Origin of the sequence: Xanthomonas sp. MUS 060 (genome assembly GCF_000963215.1) — a bacterium.
Taxonomy (GTDB): Bacteria; Pseudomonadota; Gammaproteobacteria; order Xanthomonadales; family Xanthomonadaceae; genus Xanthomonas_A.
Window position 1 is genome coordinate 24,346 of record NZ_JZIM01000014.1, and the last position, 16,015, is coordinate 40,360.

General features: G+C 62.7%; 17 protein-coding genes and 1 pseudogene. 6 read left to right on the top strand and 12 right to left on the bottom strand.

Going from position 1 to position 16,015, the window contains the following annotated elements; all coding sequences use genetic code 11:
- Positions 1 to 12: 12 nt before the first annotated feature.
- The gene (locus tag XANALMUS060_RS12500) at positions 13 to 627 is read right to left on the bottom strand and encodes a CDP-alcohol phosphatidyltransferase family protein (RefSeq protein WP_045738707.1); all 615 of its coding nucleotides are present in this window, start codon (positions 625 to 627) and stop codon (positions 13 to 15) included.
- A gap of 155 nt (positions 628 to 782) precedes the next feature.
- Between XANALMUS060_RS12500 and XANALMUS060_RS12505 the strand changes: the two genes are divergently transcribed.
- A complete protein-coding gene (locus tag XANALMUS060_RS12505) occupies positions 783 to 1,541 on the top strand; it encodes a 3-hydroxybutyrate dehydrogenase (RefSeq protein WP_045738708.1) in 759 nt (252 codons plus the stop codon).
- Between the two features lie 299 nt (positions 1,542 to 1,840).
- Here XANALMUS060_RS12505 and XANALMUS060_RS12510 read toward each other — a convergent pair whose 3' ends face one another.
- The 3 genes from XANALMUS060_RS12510 to XANALMUS060_RS12520 form a co-directional block, all read right to left on the bottom strand.
- Positions 1,841 to 2,329, bottom strand: a complete 489-nt coding sequence (locus tag XANALMUS060_RS12510) for an 8-oxo-dGTP diphosphatase (protein ID WP_045738709.1) — start codon at positions 2,327 to 2,329, stop codon at positions 1,841 to 1,843.
- A 46-nt stretch (positions 2,330 to 2,375) separates the two neighbouring features.
- Entirely contained in the window at positions 2,376 to 2,882 is a 507-nt protein-coding gene (locus XANALMUS060_RS12515) for a DUF1249 domain-containing protein (protein WP_045738710.1), read from the bottom strand.
- Positions 2,883 to 3,034: 152 nt separating this feature from the next.
- The gene (locus XANALMUS060_RS12520) at positions 3,035 to 3,856 is read right to left on the bottom strand and encodes a pyruvate, water dikinase regulatory protein (protein WP_045729042.1); all 822 of its coding nucleotides are present in this window, start codon (positions 3,854 to 3,856) and stop codon (positions 3,035 to 3,037) included.
- A 146-nt stretch (positions 3,857 to 4,002) separates the two neighbouring features.
- Between XANALMUS060_RS12520 and ppsA the strand changes: the two genes are divergently transcribed.
- The 3 genes and pseudogenes from ppsA to XANALMUS060_RS19910 form a co-directional block, all read left to right on the top strand.
- Positions 4,003 to 6,378, top strand: coding sequence for a phosphoenolpyruvate synthase (gene ppsA, locus XANALMUS060_RS12525; RefSeq protein WP_045738757.1), 2,376 nt, complete (start codon positions 4,003 to 4,005; stop codon positions 6,376 to 6,378).
- Positions 6,379 to 6,400: 22 nt separating this feature from the next.
- Positions 6,401 to 7,336, top strand: coding sequence for a mechanosensitive ion channel family protein (locus tag XANALMUS060_RS12530; RefSeq protein ID WP_045738711.1), 936 nt, complete (start codon positions 6,401 to 6,403; stop codon positions 7,334 to 7,336).
- A gap of 104 nt (positions 7,337 to 7,440) precedes the next feature.
- Positions 7,441 to 7,611 (top strand): annotated as a pseudogene (locus tag XANALMUS060_RS19910) (mechanosensitive ion channel family protein); the annotation flags it as partial.
- Positions 7,612 to 7,706: 95 nt separating this feature from the next.
- On the opposite strand, the gene orn reads toward XANALMUS060_RS19910, so the two are convergent.
- The 3 genes from orn to mntR all read right to left on the bottom strand — a co-directional run bounded on the left by orn (position 7,707) and on the right by mntR (position 9,333).
- On the bottom strand, positions 7,707 to 8,279 hold the full coding sequence (orn, locus tag XANALMUS060_RS12535; RefSeq protein ID WP_045738712.1) for an oligoribonuclease: 573 nt from the start codon (positions 8,277 to 8,279) through the stop codon (positions 7,707 to 7,709).
- Positions 8,280 to 8,380: 101 nt separating this feature from the next.
- A complete protein-coding gene (gene tadA / locus XANALMUS060_RS12540) occupies positions 8,381 to 8,872 on the bottom strand; it encodes a tRNA adenosine(34) deaminase TadA (protein ID WP_045738713.1) in 492 nt (163 codons plus the stop codon).
- Entirely contained in the window at positions 8,869 to 9,333 is a 465-nt protein-coding gene (mntR, locus tag XANALMUS060_RS12545; RefSeq protein WP_045727588.1) for a manganese-binding transcriptional regulator MntR, read from the bottom strand. Before mntR ends, tadA begins: the two co-directional genes overlap by 4 nt.
- Positions 9,334 to 9,481: 148 nt before the next feature.
- Here mntR and XANALMUS060_RS12550 point away from each other — a divergent pair, with 148 nt between their 5' ends.
- Entirely contained in the window at positions 9,482 to 10,834 is a 1,353-nt protein-coding gene (locus XANALMUS060_RS12550; RefSeq protein ID WP_045738714.1) for an Nramp family divalent metal transporter, read from the top strand.
- Between the two features lie 289 nt (positions 10,835 to 11,123).
- Complete coding sequence (locus tag XANALMUS060_RS12555; RefSeq protein WP_045738715.1) at positions 11,124 to 11,831, top strand: superoxide dismutase; 708 nt, start codon at positions 11,124 to 11,126, stop codon at positions 11,829 to 11,831.
- A gap of 211 nt (positions 11,832 to 12,042) precedes the next feature.
- On the opposite strand, the gene XANALMUS060_RS12560 is transcribed toward XANALMUS060_RS12555, so the two are convergent.
- The 5 genes from XANALMUS060_RS12560 to XANALMUS060_RS12580 form a co-directional block, all read right to left on the bottom strand.
- Positions 12,043 to 12,717 carry a DUF2058 family protein gene (locus XANALMUS060_RS12560; RefSeq protein WP_045738716.1) on the bottom strand — a complete coding sequence of 225 codons (675 nt, stop codon included), beginning with the start codon at positions 12,715 to 12,717 and terminating at the stop codon, positions 12,043 to 12,045.
- 29 nt (positions 12,718 to 12,746) lie between these two features.
- Positions 12,747 to 12,983 (bottom strand): SlyX family protein, encoded by a 237-nt coding sequence (locus XANALMUS060_RS12565; RefSeq protein WP_045738717.1) that lies wholly within the window; start codon positions 12,981 to 12,983, stop codon positions 12,747 to 12,749.
- On the bottom strand, positions 12,973 to 14,319 hold the full coding sequence (locus XANALMUS060_RS12570) for a UDP-glucose/GDP-mannose dehydrogenase family protein (protein ID WP_045738718.1): 1,347 nt from the start codon (positions 14,317 to 14,319) through the stop codon (positions 12,973 to 12,975). Before XANALMUS060_RS12570 ends, XANALMUS060_RS12565 begins: the two co-directional genes overlap by 11 nt.
- A gap of 15 nt (positions 14,320 to 14,334) precedes the next feature.
- A complete protein-coding gene (locus tag XANALMUS060_RS12575; RefSeq protein ID WP_045727594.1) occupies positions 14,335 to 15,282 on the bottom strand; it encodes an FKBP-type peptidyl-prolyl cis-trans isomerase in 948 nt (315 codons plus the stop codon).
- Between the two features lie 88 nt (positions 15,283 to 15,370).
- Positions 15,371 to 15,910, bottom strand: coding sequence for a glutathione peroxidase (locus XANALMUS060_RS12580; protein ID WP_045738758.1), 540 nt, complete (start codon positions 15,908 to 15,910; stop codon positions 15,371 to 15,373).
- Between the last annotated feature and the right edge of the window lie 105 nt (positions 15,911 to 16,015).

The window sequence follows — 16,015 nt, forward strand, 5'->3', positions numbered from 1 at the left end:
ATACGTCGCCGCTCAAGGCTTGGGAATGCGCAGGGTCTTACTGATCATCAGGGACCCGGACAACGCGAACAGCAGCACCAATGGGTGCAGTAACCAAGGGCCCAGGCGACATTGGCCCCACCACAGTGCATCGCCGATGCGGCCAAGATGCGCGGCGATCGCCAGCACGATCACCAAGCCCAGGCTGCTGGGAATCGGGGTACCTTCGAAATACGGGACCTTGTCGTCATCGCCGGCCAGTTGCTCGGCGGTGACGTTGTAGCGTGCCAGGCGGCTGACTCCGCAACACACGAAGAAGCTCAGTACCAGCCAGTCCCAGGCGCCTTGCATGCCGCAGGCGTAGGCCAACGCCGCCGGAGCGACGCCGAAGGAAATCACGTCGGCCAGCGAATCCAACTCGCGCCCCAGAGTGGAGGCCGACTTGCGCCAACGCGCCACCCGGCCATCCAGGGCATCGAACACGAACGCCAATGGAATCAGCGTCATGCCGAAGAGCAGGTCGCTGCATCGGCCATCCTGCAGAAAACGCATCGCCGCGAACACCGCGCCAGTCCCGCAGAAAGCATTGCCGAGGGTGAACCAATCGGCCAGCCGGAACTCGCGCAACATCGAGAAATGACGTTTCATCGACATGTCATTGGCATGTAGGGCGGATTCGACGTAGGCGTCCTAATGGACCAATACAGAGTAGCGTGCCGCCGCCGCACTGGCGAGCGCCGCCGCTGCGGCTTGTCGCGCTGCGCTGTTACGCTGGACGCCCTACTCCCGCACAGGTACGCCCCATGCAGACTGTCCTGATCACCGGCGCCGCCAGCGGCATCGGCGCTGGCATCGCCCGCGAACTCGCCAGCAGTGGCCGTCACATCGTGGTCAGTGACCTCGACGCCGACGCCGCTGCCAGCGTGGCCACGCAATTGCGTGAGGCTGGCGGTTCGGCCGAAGCGGTGGCGTTGGACGTCGGCAGCGCGGCCAGCATCGCGGCGGCGCTGGCCGCGTTGTCGCGACCGGTGGACGTGCTGGTCAACAATGCCGGGTTGCAGCACGTGGCACCCTTGCAGGACTTCCCGATGGACAAGTGGAGCCTGCTGGTGGACGTGATGCTCACCGGCGTGGCGCGACTGACCCAGGCGGTGTTGCCGGGTATGCGCGCGCGCGGTTTCGGCCGCATCGTCAATATCGGCAGCATCCATTCGTTGGTCGCCAGCCCCTACAAGAGCGCCTATGTCGCGGCCAAGCACGGGCTGGTCGGATTCTCCAAGGCGATCGCACTGGAAACCGCCGATACCGACATCACCATCAACACGCTTTGCCCCAGCTACGTCAAAACGCCACTGGTGGACAAGCAGATCGCCGACCAGGCCCGCACCCGCGGCATTTCCGAAGCCGACGTGGTCGCGCAAGTGATGCTCAAGCCGATGCCCAAGGGCGTGTTCATCGACTACGACGAATTGGCCGGTTGCGTGGCGTTCCTCGCCTCGCCTGCCGCGCGCAACATCACCGCACAAACCATCGCCATCGATGGTGGCTGGACCGCGCAGTAGTTGCACTCATCCCCGTCGCTGTGGGGAAGGCGGCCGCGCTCTTGTGGCCGCCCTGGCGCTATTTTCGCCAACGTCGACACCCGCCTTGCGCAGCAACCCCGGCCAGTGCTTATCCACAGACTTGCGGCGATTCCATCCACAACCGCTGTGGAGAACCACGCCAATGCCTGCCGATTTTTTCGCCACTCAGCGCATATGACCAGCAATTTCAGCTACTTGTCGACGTTGCCCACAACCTTGTCCGGCATCGATCCACAGCCGTTGTGGACAACCAGCGCGCGCCGACACCGATGTGCAGCTCACACCCGCGAATAGCGCCAGGACAGCATGCGTCCATCGCGATAAGGCATGACGCCATGGAAAGGACGCGGATCGTCGTCGAACACCAACGGCAAGAAATGGCGGTCGCCTTCCCACAAAGGCAGCGTCGCCATCTGCGCCACCGGCACCCAGGCCAGGCTGCCCTCGGCATTTTCGCAATACGGTTCGCCGCTGTAGGCATCGATCAGGAACACGAAGCCCAGCCAGTCCTCGCCCTGCTTGCCGAAGCCCGGCCAACTGATAGTGCCACGCAACTGCAAGGTTTCGCACTCGATGCCGGCTTCCTCACGGATTTCGCGGCGCATTCCGGCCAAGACATCCTCGTCCGCCTCGACCTTGCCGCCGAGGCCGTTGTACTTGCCCAAGTGCTGGTCGCCGGGCCGCGCATTGCGATGCACCAGCAGCACCTGGGAGCGGTCGGGAGAAAGCACGTAGCCGAGGGTGGCGACGATCGGGGTATAAGGCATGCGCGGGCGGAGCGATGGGCTGTGGCGCAGTATGCCGTATCGGCGTTTAGACTGCGGGAGCCGCCGTATCGTGTCGCAGGCGTGGCAGCGGCGGCACCGGCTTCAATGTGGCCACGCCATGGCCGCGCTCGGCCAGGTAGTCCAGCCACTTGCTGAGAAACGTATTCATGCGCATGCGGTGGCTGATCAGTTCCGCTGGCGGCGGATACAAGCCCATGACGTCCTGCCAGCGACGACCGACATAGCAATGGGTGGTTTCGGCCTGGCGTGCGTCGCGATACAGGCGCACATAGGCCGACGGATCCGGTTCGCCAGTCAACGGATCGCACAGGTCGTAGGTGATGCGCAGTTCCACGGTGTAGCGATGGTGTTCGATCACGTCCAGACGCAGGTCCAGACCGTCGCCGATACTGGAGACATAACTGCCCACGACCAGATCGGCCGGCGCGAACAGGCGATTGAGATGCTGATAATTCTCGGCATACAACCCCATCAACCAGGCAAATCGGCTCAGCCGGGGGATACGTTCGCTACGGGTCAGGGCGTGCGGCATGGTCCCGATCGTACACGCTGGAGGGTGTAAGCGGCAGCATTGACGGATCGGACCAGCCGGCCTACCGTGGAAACCCACTTCGCGAACGCGAGTACGCCGGTTCAGCAAGATTCTGCGCCGCTCAGGCCCGGCCCGTATCGCTGAACCTGCCCTCAGAACATCTCGCGCTGCAGCCCCAACGTGGTCAGCACCTTGCTGGAAATCTCCTCGATCGAGGTATGCGTCGTACTCAAGGTCGGGATCCGCTCCATGCGGAACATGCTCTCGGCCGCGGCGACTTCGCGCCGGCACGTCTCCAGGTTGGCATAGCGCGAATTTGGCCGCCGTTCCTGGCGGATCTGCTGCAAGCGCTCCGGGTCGATGGTCAGCCCGAACAGTTTGTTGCGATAGGCGCGCAGACGCGGCGGTAGACGGTCGTGATCCAGATCTTCATCGGTCAACGGATAATTGGCCGCACGCACGCCATAGTGCAGCGCCAGATAGATGCAAGTCGGTGTCTTGCCCGCGCGCGAGACGGCCACCAGGATGAGATCGGCTTCGTCGTAAGTCAGCGCGATGCCATCGTCATGGGTCAAGGCGAAATTCATCGCATTGATGCGGCGGTGATAGGTCTCGAAATCCACCATGCCATGCGCCTGCCCCACCCGCGCGTGCCGTGGCGCGTTCAATTCGCGCTCCAGTGGCTCGATAAACGGTGCGAACACGTCCAGCATCAGCGCTCCGCTCTCGGCCAGCAGCATGCTCAACCGCGGGTCGACGCAGGAATTCACCACGATCGGCCGCACCTGATAGCGCTCGCCCGTCGCATGGATCCGCTGCGCCGCCTCGCGGGCTTTTTCCGCATCGTCGACGAATGCAATGCGGTCAGTGACGAAGTTGAAACCAGTGAACTGGGTCAGCAAGCTATGCCCAATGGTTTCAGCGGTGATACCGGTTCCATCGGAGACGTAGAACACCGGCCGGATCGTCGACATGGTCTGCATGTTCCTGGCTGTCACGCAAAGGACACGCTCCATTGCGCTTGTGCGGATGTGCGGATGCGCTGCATGATACGGCGTATTTTCTCACGGATGCGGCTGTTCAGCCCGCCTCGGGCGATGGCCAAGACGGAGCCTGGCACTTGAACGAGAACATTCTTTGGCTGCATGAGTTGCGCCTGACCGATCTGGCCCGCGTCGGCGGCAAGAACGCCTCTCTCGGTGAAATGATCGGCAATCTGGCCGGATTGGGTGTGTCGGTGCCGGGCGGTTTCGCCACCACATCAGACGCATTCAAGGCGTTCGTCGCACACAACGCGCTTGATCGACGTATCTTCGACAAGCTCGCCACCTTGGATGTAGAAGACGTCACTGCGCTGACCGCCACCGGCAAGGAAATCCGCGACTGGGTCATTGACGCGCCGCTGCAACCCGCATTGGATCAGGCCATTCGTCACGCCTATCTCAAGCTATGCAACGAAAACGGTGGTGGCGAGGTCGCGGTGGCCGTGCGCTCCTCGGCCACCGCCGAAGATTTGCCCGATGCCAGCTTCGCCGGTCAGCAGGAAACCTTCCTCAACGTGAGCGGCGCCGACGCTGTCGTGCAGAAGGTCAAGGAGGTGTTCGCCAGTTTGTACAACGACCGCGCCATCGCTTATCGCGTACATCATGGCTTCAAGCACGAGGACGTGTTCCTGTCCGCCGGCGTGCAACTGATGGTGCGCTCGGGCGTCGGCGCATCCGGCGTGCTGTTCACGCTCGACACCGAATCGGGCTTTCGCGAGGTGGTGTTCGTGACCGCGAGCTTCGGCCTGGGTGAAATGGTCGTGCAAGGCGCGGTCAACCCCGACGAGTTCTACGTCTACAAGCCCACACTGAAGGCCGGCAAGCCAGCGATCCTGCGTCGCTCGCTCGGCAGTAAGGCGATCCGCATGGTGTATTCCGAGGTGCCCGGCGAGCGCGTGCGCATCGAAGACACACCGGCGGCACTGCGCAACACCTTCTCGATCAGCGACGAGGACGTGCAGGAACTGGCCAAGCAGGCGTTGGTGATCGAGCAGCACTACCAGCGCCCGATGGACATCGAATGGGCCAAAGACGGCGTCAGCGGCAAGTTGTTCATCGTGCAGGCGCGCCCGGAGACGGTGAAATCGCGCGGACATGCCACCCGGATCGAACGCTTCGTGTTGCAACAGCGCGGCGACGTGATTGCCGAAGGCCGCGCCATCGGCCAGAAAATCGGCGCTGGTGTCGCGCGCGTGGTGCGCAGCCTGGAGGACATGCATCGGGTGCAGCCCGGCGACGTGCTGGTCGCCGACATGACCGATCCCGACTGGGAGCCGGTGATGAAACGCGCCTCGGCCATCGTCACCAACCGCGGCGGGCGTACCTGCCACGCGGCGATCATCGCGCGCGAACTGGGCGTGCCGGCGGTGGTCGGCACCGGCAACGCGATGGGCTTGATCGCCGACGGCAGCGACATCACCGTCAGTTGCACCGAGGGCGACACCGGTTACATCTACAACGGACGCCTGCCGTTCGAGCGCATCAGCACCGATCTGGACAACATGCCACCGGCCCCCTTGAAGATCATGATGAACGTGGCCAACCCGGAGCGCGCGTTCGATTTCGGCCAACTCCCCAATGCCGGCATCGGCCTGGCGCGACTGGAGATGATCATTGCCGCGCACATCGGCATCCACCCCAACGCACTGCTGAACTACGCCAAGCAGGACGCGGCGACCAGGCAAAAGATCGATGCAAAGATCGCTGGCTACGCCGACCCGGTCAGCTTTTACGTCAACCGCCTGGCCGAGGGCATCGCCACTTTGACCGCCTCGGTCGCGCCGCACCCGGTGATCGTGCGCCTGTCGGACTTCAAATCCAACGAGTACGCCAACCTGATCGGTGGCACCCACTACGAACCGCACGAAGAAAACCCGATGATCGGCTTCCGTGGCGCCAGCCGCTACGTCGATCCGAGTTTCACCGCCGCGTTCGCACTGGAATGCGAAGCGGTGCTGAAGGTGCGCGACACCATGGGCCTGGACAATCTGTGGGTGATGATTCCATTCGTGCGCACCCTGGAAGAAGGCCGCAAGGTCATCGAGGTTCTGGCTGGTAACGGACTGCGCCGGGGCGAGAACGGCCTGAAGATCATCATGATGTGCGAAGTGCCATCGAACGCCTTGCTGGCCGAGGAATTTCTCGACATCTTCGACGGCTTCTCGATCGGCTCCAACGATCTGACCCAGCTCACCCTGGGACTGGACCGCGATTCCTCGATCGTGGCGCACCTGTTCGACGAGCGCAATCCAGCAATCAAGAAGCTGCTATCGATGGCGATCAAGGCCGCACGAGCCAAGGGCAAGTATGTGGGCATTTGTGGTCAGGGTCCGTCGGACCATCCCGACCTGGCGGAGTGGCTGATGCAGGAAGGCATCGAGTCGTTGTCGCTGAATCCGGACACGGTGGTCGATACCTGGCTGCGACTGGCCAAGCGCAAGCGCGAAGGTTAAGGCAATGGCAGGCAGATGGAGGATGGCATGGGCAGCGGCCACGGGCGCTTCTTCGGTTGCGCCAGCGACGCCCACGTTCGATTGGACACAACTGGATTGGGCTCGATATGCGCTCGACCTAGCTGTGGCGTTGCTCATCCTGATCGCCGGGATGTGGATCGCCAAACGGCTGAGTCTGTGGTTGCAACATGCGCTGCTACGCGCTGGAGTGGAAAGCACGCTCAGTAAATTTCTGCGCAACCTCAGCTATGCCTTGATGCTGGTGCTGGTGCTGGTGAGCGCACTACAGAAAATCGGGGTACCGCCGACCTCGTTGTTCACCGTACTCGGCGCCGCTGGATTGGGCGTCGGCCTGGCGCTGAAGGATTCACTGTCCAACATCGCTTCGGGCGTGATGCTGATCGTCCTGCGGCCGATACGCGACGGCGATCATGTGGTCGTGGCCAGCCAGGAAGGCGTGGTGGAAGAGATCCGGATCTTCCAGACCCGCCTGCGCACATTCGACGAGCGCATGGTCACCCTGCCCAACAGCACGATCACGACCGCACCGATCGTCAACTACAGCACCCTGCCCAATCGGCGTCTGGAGATCACCGTCGGCGTCGGGTATGGCGACGACCTCAAGAAAGCGCAAGACCTGCTTGTGCAGATCGCCGAGAACAATCCCGCCATCCTGAAAACGCCAGCACCGTTCGTCCAGATCGCCAAGCTCGGCGAAAGCACGGTCGATCTGACGCTATTCGCCTATACCAAGAACAGCGACTTCGGCACCGCCAAGAGCACCACCCTGGAACAGATCCGCAACCAACTGCTGGAGAACGGCCTCAGCATTCCCTACCCACAGCGTGACTTGCACGTGTATCACCACGCCGCCGACGGGGCTATGATCGCCGAGCTGTTGCGCAGGAGCGTCATCGATCAAGGCGGCAGCACGGCCGAGCCGCCACAGACACCCTGATCTGGACACAAAAACGACAACTGCGCCTAGATCGCGCGGACCTGCCGATACGAAGCAGGCCTTAGCGTGGCTAACAAAACGTCGCGAAGCGACTCTTAGGCGATGTGGAACAGATCCGCAACCAACTGCTGGAGAACGGCCTCAGCATTCCCTACCCACAGCGTGACTTGCACGTGTATCACCACGCCGCCGACGGGGCTATGATCGCCGAGCTGTTGCGCAGGAGCGTCATCGATCAAGGCGGCAGCACGGCCGAGCCGCCACAGACACCCTGATCTGGACACAAAAACGACAACTGCGCCTAGATCGCGCGGACCTGCCGATACGAAGCAGGCCTTAGCGTGGCTAACAAAACGTCGCGAAGCGACTCTTAGGCGATGTCCTGCCCGCCCAACGTGCCCATGAACGGCCGGTAGTAACGCAGTTCGGCGATGGAGTCGTGCACGTCGCTGAGCGCGGTATGCGAGGAGGTCTTGACGAGCCCGGCGGACACCGTCGGCGCCCAGCGCCGCGCCAGTTCCTTCAGTGTGGACACGTCCAGATTGCGATAGTGGAAGAAACGCTCCAGTCGTGGCATCTGCCGGTGCAGGAAGCGCCGATCCTGGCAAATCGAGTTACCGCACATCGGCGAGACGCCAGGCTTGCACCACTGTGTCAGGAACGCCATCGTCTGCGCCTCGGCCTGGGCCAGACCGACCTGGCTATCGAGCACACGCTGCCACAGCCCGGACTGACGGTGCTGATTGCGGTTCCACTCGTCCATCGCTTCCAGCGTCTGCAATGGATGCGCGATGGCGAACTCCGGCCCCTCCGCCAACACGTTGAGTTGCGCATCGGTGACCACCGTGGCGATTTCGATGATCGAATCGCCTTCGGTATCCAAACCGGTCATTTCCAGATCGATCCAGATCAGTGGATCGTTCGCCGCGTGGGTTTGCGCCATATCACCATCCTATCGTTCGCAACGGCACTGCCGCGCGAGAGTGTACGTATCGTTCTTTCATGATACCGCGTGGCCTGCGACACCGGCAGGGGCGCGCAGGCTCAGCCGCCGACGAGCGGCTTGCCGCGTTTAGCGCGGAAGTAGTTGGTCAGCCGCACGCTGGCCGCCGCCGCCAGCACGCCACTGCGGACCTGTACACGGTGGTTGTGGCGTGGATCGCCCAGCAGATCGAACACGCTGCCGCAGGCGCCAGTCTTCGGGTCGGCGGCGGCGTAAACCAGTTCCGCCACGCGTGCGTGCACGAGCGCCATCGCACACATGGCGCACGGCTCCAGGGTCACGTAGAGCGTGCTGCCAGGCAAACGATGGTTGCCCAGCCGGCGGCCCGCCTGTCGCAACGCCACGATCTCCGCATGCGCACTGGGATCGTGCTCGGCAATGTTGAGATTCCACCCCTCGCCCAGCACCGCATCCTCGGCCGACACCAACACCGCACCGACCGGGATCTCATCGAATTCGCGCTCGGCGCGCTCGGCCAGCGCCAGTGCATGGCGCATCCAGCGTTCGTCGCGCGCCTGCTCGCCGTCGCTCATCGCAACGCGCCGTGGCTGCGCACGAACTCGGCGAACACCGCCAGCGTCGCCTCGCTGACGTGATGTTCGATGCCTTCTGCATCACGGCGCGCCGTATCCGCATCGATGCCCAGCGCGAGCAGAAACTGTTCCACCGTTTGATGCCGCTGCCGGCTGGCTGCGGCCAGCGCTTCGCCCTCGGCGGTCAGGAACACCCCACGGTAGGGCCGTTGCACCACCCAACCACCTTTGACCAGGCGCTTGAGCATCTTGGCCACCGTCGGCTGGGCCACGCCCAGGCGCGCGGCGATATCCACCTGCCGCGCTTCGCCGCCATCGGCGAGCAGATCGGAAATCAGTTCCACATAGTCTTCGATCAGCTCCAGGCGGTGCGCCTGCCGCACCTGACGGAAGCTTTCGACCTGCACTTCGGCATCGAGCAGCGCCGCCACCGGCACCATCGACTTCCCGCTTTTCTGCATCGCAACGCCCTTGTCCGGTGCCGGCGCATGCCGGCCACCTGTCTATTCTGGCCGAAATCGCGGCTATCGCAGCGATTTGATTTACCAATGCTAAAGCATATAGCACCCGCTATATAATGACGCATACTCCGTCGCTGCGCCCGTTGCCATGGCCGACCCCCTCTCCCTGCCCACCTCCGCCAGCCCATTGCCCGCGACAAGCGGCGATGCGCGTCCCACGCTGGGCCACCTGCATGCCAGCGTCGCCGTACCTGGGAACGGACGCGGATGGCGGCGTTTCCTGGCCTTCCTGGGACCGGGCTACATGGTCTCCGTCGGCTACATGGACCCCGGCAACTGGGCGACCGACATCGCGGGCGGCTCGCACTTCGGTTACCTGCTGCTCTCGGTGATCCTGCTCTCCAACCTGATGGCGATCGTGCTGCAAGGATTGGCCGCGCGGCTTGGCATCGCCACCGGCCACGACCTGGCACAGGCTTGTCGCGCGCACTACTCCAGGCCGGTGAACATCCTGCTGTGGCTGGCTTGCGAGGCGGCCATCGTCGCCTGCGACCTGGCTGAAGTGATCGGCACCGCGATCGCGCTGAAGCTGCTGTTCGGCATCCCGCTCACTGTTGGTGCGATCATCACCGCCATCGACGCGCTGCTGGTGCTGCATTTGATGCGTCGTGGCTTCCGCGCCCTGGAGGCATTCGTGATCGCCTTGCTGGGGGTGATCTTCGTTTGTTTCCTGGCGCAGATCGCGCTGGCCGCGCCGCCGTTGCGCGAAGTGCTGGCCGGCTTCGTCCCACACGCGCAAGTGGTCACCGACCCCGCCGCCCTGTATCTGGCCATCGGCATCATCGGCGCGACGGTGATGCCGCACAACCTGTACCTGCACTCGTCGATCGTGCAGACCCGCGCTTACGAGCGCAGCGATCAGGGTCGCCGTTCCGCGCTGCGCTGGGCGCTGACCGACAGCACCATCGCGCTGAGCCTGGCCTTGTTCGTCAACGCCGCGATCCTGATCCTGGCCGCCGCCGTGTTCCATGCGCATGGCCGCACCGACGTCGAAGAAATCGAACAAGCACATCAACTGCTGGCGCCGATGCTCGGCGTCGGCCTGGCCTCCACGCTGTTTGCAGTGGCACTGCTGGCGTCGGGCATCAACTCCACCGTGACGGCCACGCTGGCCGGACAGATCGTCATGGAAGGCTTCCTACATCTGCGCCTGCCGGCCTGGGCACGGCGCCTGCTGACCCGTGGCCTGGCGATCATCCCGGTGATCGTGGTCACCTGGTTGTATGGCGAACAGGGCACCGCCAAGTTGCTGGTGCTCAGTCAGGTATTACTGTCGATGCAACTGCCGTTCGCGGTCATTCCGCTGGTGCGCTTCGTCACCGACAAACGCAAGATGGGCCCATTGGTGGTACGGCGCTGGCTGGGCTGGTTGTCCTGGGCCATCGCCGGACTGATTGTGGCGTTGAACGTGAAGCTGCTGGCGGACATCTGGCTGCATTGAGCACTGCGACACCGCAGTGCATCGCCAGGCATCGCCTTCACGAATCCGCGGACAAATAACACCGCTCTACAGCCGTAATCCGGCATCCACGATGCACGCCTGATCGGCGTTTTCGCGTGATCGTCATTTTGATGGTCGTCCACCGTGCTTTTGCTATTGCTCGTCGGCGTGTCGAATCGTCTACCGGCACAGAACTGGCTCACGCAGAATATCGCAACGATACGCATGACAGCGACAGACCTTGGGCACCACGGCAGTCCGCGCCCAGCCAATGGAGAAGAGACAGAAGATGAAACACTTCACCCTGAAAACCCTATGCATGACCGCGCTGTTGGCCACCACCAACCTTGGATTCGCCGCAGATACCGGCAAGGCACCGTTCTCGCTTCCACCACTACCGTATGCGAACGCAGCCTTGGAGCCAGCCATCGATGCGCGAACGATGGAAATCCACCACGACCGCCATCACAAGGCTTACGTGGACCATCTCAATGAAAAGGTGAAAGACTATCCGGACCTGGCGACGACCTCGCTCGAGGACATCCAGGCTCACATCTCGCGTTACGACACGACAGTCCGCAACAACGCCGGCGGTCACTACAACCACAGCCTCTTCTGGACGCTGATGGCACCGGTCGGCAAAGGCGGCAGTCCCTCGCCCGCACTCAAAGCCAAGTTGGTGCAGACATTCGGCTCGGAAGCCGCCTTCCAGACCAAATTCTCCGAAGCGGCGGGGAAAGTATTCGGCTCTGGCTGGGCATGGCTGATCCTCAAACCCGATGGCTCGCTCGCCATCACCACCACGGCCAATCAGGACAACCCACTGATGGACGTCGCCGCCGAGCACGGTACGCCGCTGCTGGCACTGGATGTGTGGGAACACGCTTACTACCTGCAATACCAGAACAAACGCACCGACTACATCAAATCATGGTGGTCGGTGGTGAACTGGAATCAGGTCAACGCACGCTTCGAGAAAGCCGTCGGCAAGCATTGATCAGCGATGTCATGACAGCAGCGTTCTGCTCAGGTCATGCGGCTATCGCGGCATACGCCATATCCGGGACCTGAGCAGGCGCGACTTGCAAGTGCGGCACGAACACCGAACTGAGCGATGTGCGCATGCAGGGCTTCGTCCATGTCACCGGCTGCCGACCGCGTGCGGCAGCGTTCTACGACCGCGCATCTCATACCAGCAAACGCCGAGGTCACCAGACCAGATCGTCGGGGATCTGATACTTCGGATCGGCATAAGGGTCTTCCTCGGCCGCTGCGTTCGGGTCCACACGCAGCGCCACCGCCGCCGGGAAGATCGCCTCCGCTTGGTCCAGCAGTGCCGCGGTCACCAACAGATAGCGGCCATTCTGCTGCAACACACCCAATTCACCGGCGTTGAGCGACTTGAGCTGATCGGCGGTGACGTAGATGCGCTTGATCTTGCCGCCATAAGGGAAATGCCGGGCGATCTCGGCCTCGGCCTGATTCAGGGCCTGACCCTTGAGCAGCTCGTCGAGCCTGGCCCGGGCCTCGCGACGCAGCCGCGCTTCTTCCTGCTTGCGCCGCTCCGCCTCGATGCGCTCGTCCTTCTCACGCTGGGCGCGAATCGCATAGGCCTTGGCCAGATCGATGTCCTCGCGACGACGCGATGGCTGGCTGAGCGCGTGTACCTTGCCGCCAGCATGCGGCCGCCCCGGCTTACTGCCGGGCTTGCCGGTGGCGGGTGCCGCACCGGACGCACGTTCGCCGCGCCCTCCGGCAGGCACCGGTCGCTGCCCCGACCGCCCACGTGACGACGGCGTTGCGGCAGACGGAGCCTGGCGTTCGGGTTTGGGCGCGGGCTTAAAACCCAGGCCAAGCAATTGGTCGCGGAGGGTATCGCTCATCGGGACGGGATCGGATCGATTCGGGGGGATCAGTAATGCGGCGGCGGCGGTTCATCGGAGGAATCGGCATATAGCGTGCTGCGCACTTTGCCCAAATCTTCAAGCAAATGACGCAGCAACGCCGCGTTACGCTGGCTTTCGGCACGCGCCTCGGCCAACGCATCGCTCAATTCGAATAACGCCTGTTCCTGGAAGGAAAGGCGCGTCTCCAATTCGATCAGACGGTTTTCCAACAGCCTCTCCTGGGTAAAGACATCATGCTGCATGGATCGAACGTCCACGGCCGATACCGTAATAAGCCAAGCCGAAACCCTCCATTTCCTGCGGATCGTAGAGATTACGGCCGTCGAACACCACTGCGTCGGCGATCATTTCCTTCATCCGCATGAAATCGGGACTACGAAACTGCTTCCATTCGGTGACCACCACCAACGCATCGGCACCTTCCAGGGCCTGGAAAGCATCGCGGCAGAAGGTCAGATCGGCACGTTCGCCGAAGATACGCTTGGCCTCCTCGGTCGCCTCAGGATCGTAGGCGCGCACACTGGCACCAGCCTGCCACAACTGCGCCAGCAATCGACGACTGGAGGCGGCGCGCATATCGTCGGTATTGGGCTTGAACGCCAGTCCCCACACCGCAAAGGTCTTACCGGCCACGCCCTGCGCGGTACCGTAATGGCGCTGGATCAATGCGTACAAGTGGCCCTTCTGGGCCTCGTTGACCGCCTCCACCGCCTCCAGCAATTTTGCCGTGTGGCCATGCTGCTGCGCGGTGCGCGCCAGCGCCTGCACGTCCTTGGGAAAACACGAGCCACCATAGCCGGCACCCGGATAGATGAAGTGCCAGCCGATGCGCGGATCCGAACCGATGCCCTGGCGCACTCGCTCCACGTCGGCACCGACCCGCTCGGCAATGTTGGCGATCTCGTTCATGAAACTGATCTTGGTCGCCAGCATCGCATTGGCCGCGTACTTCGTCAGTTCTGCCGAGCGCACGTCCATCTCCACGATACGGTCGTGGTTGCGGTTGAACGGCGCATAGAGACGGCGCAAGCGGCTCGCCGAGGTCGACTTGCTGCTACCGATCACGATGCGGTCCGGGCGCATGCAGTCGGCGAGCGCGTCGCCTTCCTTGAGGAACTCCGGGTTGGACACCACATCGAACTCGACCGCCACGCCACGCGCCTGCAACTCCGCAGCAATAGCCTCGCGCACCGTGTCGGCGGTGCCGACCGGGACCGTGGATTTATTGACCACGATGGTCGGCACCTGGATGTGCTGGCCGATGGTACGCGCCACCGCCAGCACGTACTGCAGATCGGCACTTCCATCCTCGTCCGGCGGCGTGCCGACGGCGATGAACACGATGTCCCCATGCGCGATGGCGCTTGCCGCATCGGTGGTGAACGACAGTCTGCGTGCGGCGTGATTGGCCCTGACCATCGGCGAGAGGCCAGGCTCATAGATCGGAACCAAGCCCGCGTTGAGCGCATCTACCTTGGCTTGGTCGATGTCGACACAGACCACATGGTGGCCGACCTCGGCCAGACAGGTTCCGGTGACGAGGCCGACATAGCCGGTTCCGAATATCGCGACACGCACGCAATGTCCTTTCGCTTACTTAAGGATGCTCAGCAGTTCCACGTCGAAAGTCAACGTTGCATCCGGACCGATCGGACCACCCGGCGTCCCCTTGGGGCCATAGCCAAGGTTGGAAGGAATCCAGAAGCGGTACTTGGAGCCGACCGGCATCAGCGCAACGCCCTCGCTCCAGCCCGGAACCACCTGGTTCAGCATGAACTCGGCCGGCTGGCCGTTCTTGTAGGAACTATCGAAGACGGTGCCATCCAGCAGCTTGCCTTCGTAGTTCACCCGCACTTTGCTGGTCGGCATCGGCCGCTCGCCGCTGCCCTGACGCAACACCATGTACTGCAGCCCCGACGGCGTGGTGATCACGCCTTTCTGGGTCTTGTTATGCGCCAGGAAAGCATTGCCCTTCTCGCGATTCTCCGTGGCCATCGCGGCCTGCTTGGAGGTGCCGAAGGCCTGCAGAATGGCTGCCGACTGCTCCTGGGTCATGACCGTCTCGCCCTTGGCAAAGACAGTGCGCACCGCCCCCATCAGCGTCGGCAGGTCGATATCGCTCTGGATGCGCGCCAGCGACGGGCCGACCGCACGGTCGCCCAGCATCAGCCCGACATTCTCCTTGGACACCTGCGGCGGCTTACTACCCGGCGCCACGCCAGGCAATGGCTGACCGCTACGCGCGGCCAACTGGGTGCGCAGCGCCGTGTCGGTCGCCTTGGTCTGCTCGTCCGACAGCAACGGCTTGCCGCCCTTGAACGCATTCTCGATCGCACGCTGCAACGCATTCAGGTCGATATCCTGGGCAATCGGCTCGAACGAACGCGCGACATCCATGCCGATCGCATAACTGACTTTTTGTTTCTCACTGGTCAGTGCCGCTGCCTTGTTGACCGCCGGCCCTTCCGCGAACGCATTCCCCATCAACACCACCATCCCCATCATCAGTGACGCCGCGGCGCCGCGTATTGCCATCTTCATTCGCTTACTTTCCTAGAAGTGAATTGCACGCGCCAGGATGGCGCAAGAGCCGCATTGTCGCACGCGCGGCAGAGATGTTGCTTCGCATTCAATGTGAACCCGATTGCGCTTTCAGTTCGCGCTCGATGGCGCTGCGTAATGCCGGATCGTCCGGCTTGACCTTACTCGGGAACTGCGCCACCACGTGCCCATCGCGGGCGATCAAATATTTGTGGAAGTTCCAGCCTGGCGCAACGCCGGTGGCTTGGGTCAATTGCCGGTACAACGGCGTGGCCTCGGCACCGACCACATGCACTTTCTCGAACATCGGAAACTTGACCCCATACGTCAGCGTGCAGAACTCCTGAATCTGCTTTTCCGATCCCGGCTCCTGCCCCATGAAGTCGTTGGACGGGAAACCCAGCACGCTGAAGCCCTGTGCCGCGTAGCGCTGCTGCAACTTCTCCAGGCCTTCGTATTGCGGGGTATAGCCGCATTTGCTCGCAGTATTGACCACCAACAACACCTTGCCGCCATAGGTTTTGTTCAGATTAATCGTGTCCTTGCCGGCCAGCGGACGGTAATCCACATCCAGCAAAGAGGCCGCCCAGGCGCTACCGACGACACCGGCAGCAGCCATAATCACCATGAAAAACAATCGCTTGGGAGCTTTCATCAGAACACCATCAGAGTATGAGGAGATGGAAGACAGCTGCGACCATACCGAAGGTTGAGATGAGGTGGGTTGACATGT

Excerpts from the sequence above, each read along its gene's own strand:
- XANALMUS060_RS12580 (WP_045738758.1), bottom strand. The coding sequence starts at position 15,910 with ATGGTGATTATGGCTGCTGCCGGTGTCGTCGGTAGCGCCTGGGCGGCC.
- XANALMUS060_RS12520 (WP_045729042.1), bottom strand. The coding sequence starts at position 3,856 with ATGTCGACGATCCGGCCGGTGTTCTACGTCTCCGATGGAACCGGTATC.
- XANALMUS060_RS12505 (WP_045738708.1), top strand. The coding sequence starts at position 783 with ATGCAGACTGTCCTGATCACCGGCGCCGCCAGCGGCATCGGCGCTGGC.
- XANALMUS060_RS12510 (WP_045738709.1), bottom strand. The coding sequence starts at position 2,329 with ATGCCTTATACCCCGATCGTCGCCACCCTCGGCTACGTGCTTTCTCCC.
- tadA (WP_045738713.1), bottom strand. The coding sequence starts at position 8,872 with ATGAGCGACGGCGAGCAGGCGCGCGACGAACGCTGGATGCGCCATGCA.
- XANALMUS060_RS12560 (WP_045738716.1), bottom strand. The coding sequence starts at position 12,717 with ATGAGCGATACCCTCCGCGACCAATTGCTTGGCCTGGGTTTTAAGCCC.
- XANALMUS060_RS12550 (WP_045738714.1), top strand. The coding sequence starts at position 9,482 with ATGGCCGACCCCCTCTCCCTGCCCACCTCCGCCAGCCCATTGCCCGCG.
- XANALMUS060_RS12515 (WP_045738710.1), bottom strand. The coding sequence starts at position 2,882 with ATGCCGCACGCCCTGACCCGTAGCGAACGTATCCCCCGGCTGAGCCGA.
- mntR (WP_045727588.1), bottom strand. The coding sequence starts at position 9,333 with ATGCAGAAAAGCGGGAAGTCGATGGTGCCGGTGGCGGCGCTGCTCGAT.
- orn (WP_045738712.1), bottom strand. The coding sequence starts at position 8,279 with ATGGCGCAAACCCACGCGGCGAACGATCCACTGATCTGGATCGATCTG.
- XANALMUS060_RS12575 (WP_045727594.1), bottom strand. The coding sequence starts at position 15,282 with ATGAAGATGGCAATACGCGGCGCCGCGGCGTCACTGATGATGGGGATG.
- XANALMUS060_RS12565 (WP_045738717.1), bottom strand. The coding sequence starts at position 12,983 with ATGCAGCATGATGTCTTTACCCAGGAGAGGCTGTTGGAAAACCGTCTG.
- XANALMUS060_RS12500 (WP_045738707.1), bottom strand. The coding sequence starts at position 627 with ATGAAACGTCATTTCTCGATGTTGCGCGAGTTCCGGCTGGCCGATTGG.
- XANALMUS060_RS12555 (WP_045738715.1), top strand. The coding sequence starts at position 11,124 with ATGAAACACTTCACCCTGAAAACCCTATGCATGACCGCGCTGTTGGCC.
- XANALMUS060_RS12530 (WP_045738711.1), top strand. The coding sequence starts at position 6,401 with ATGGCATGGGCAGCGGCCACGGGCGCTTCTTCGGTTGCGCCAGCGACG.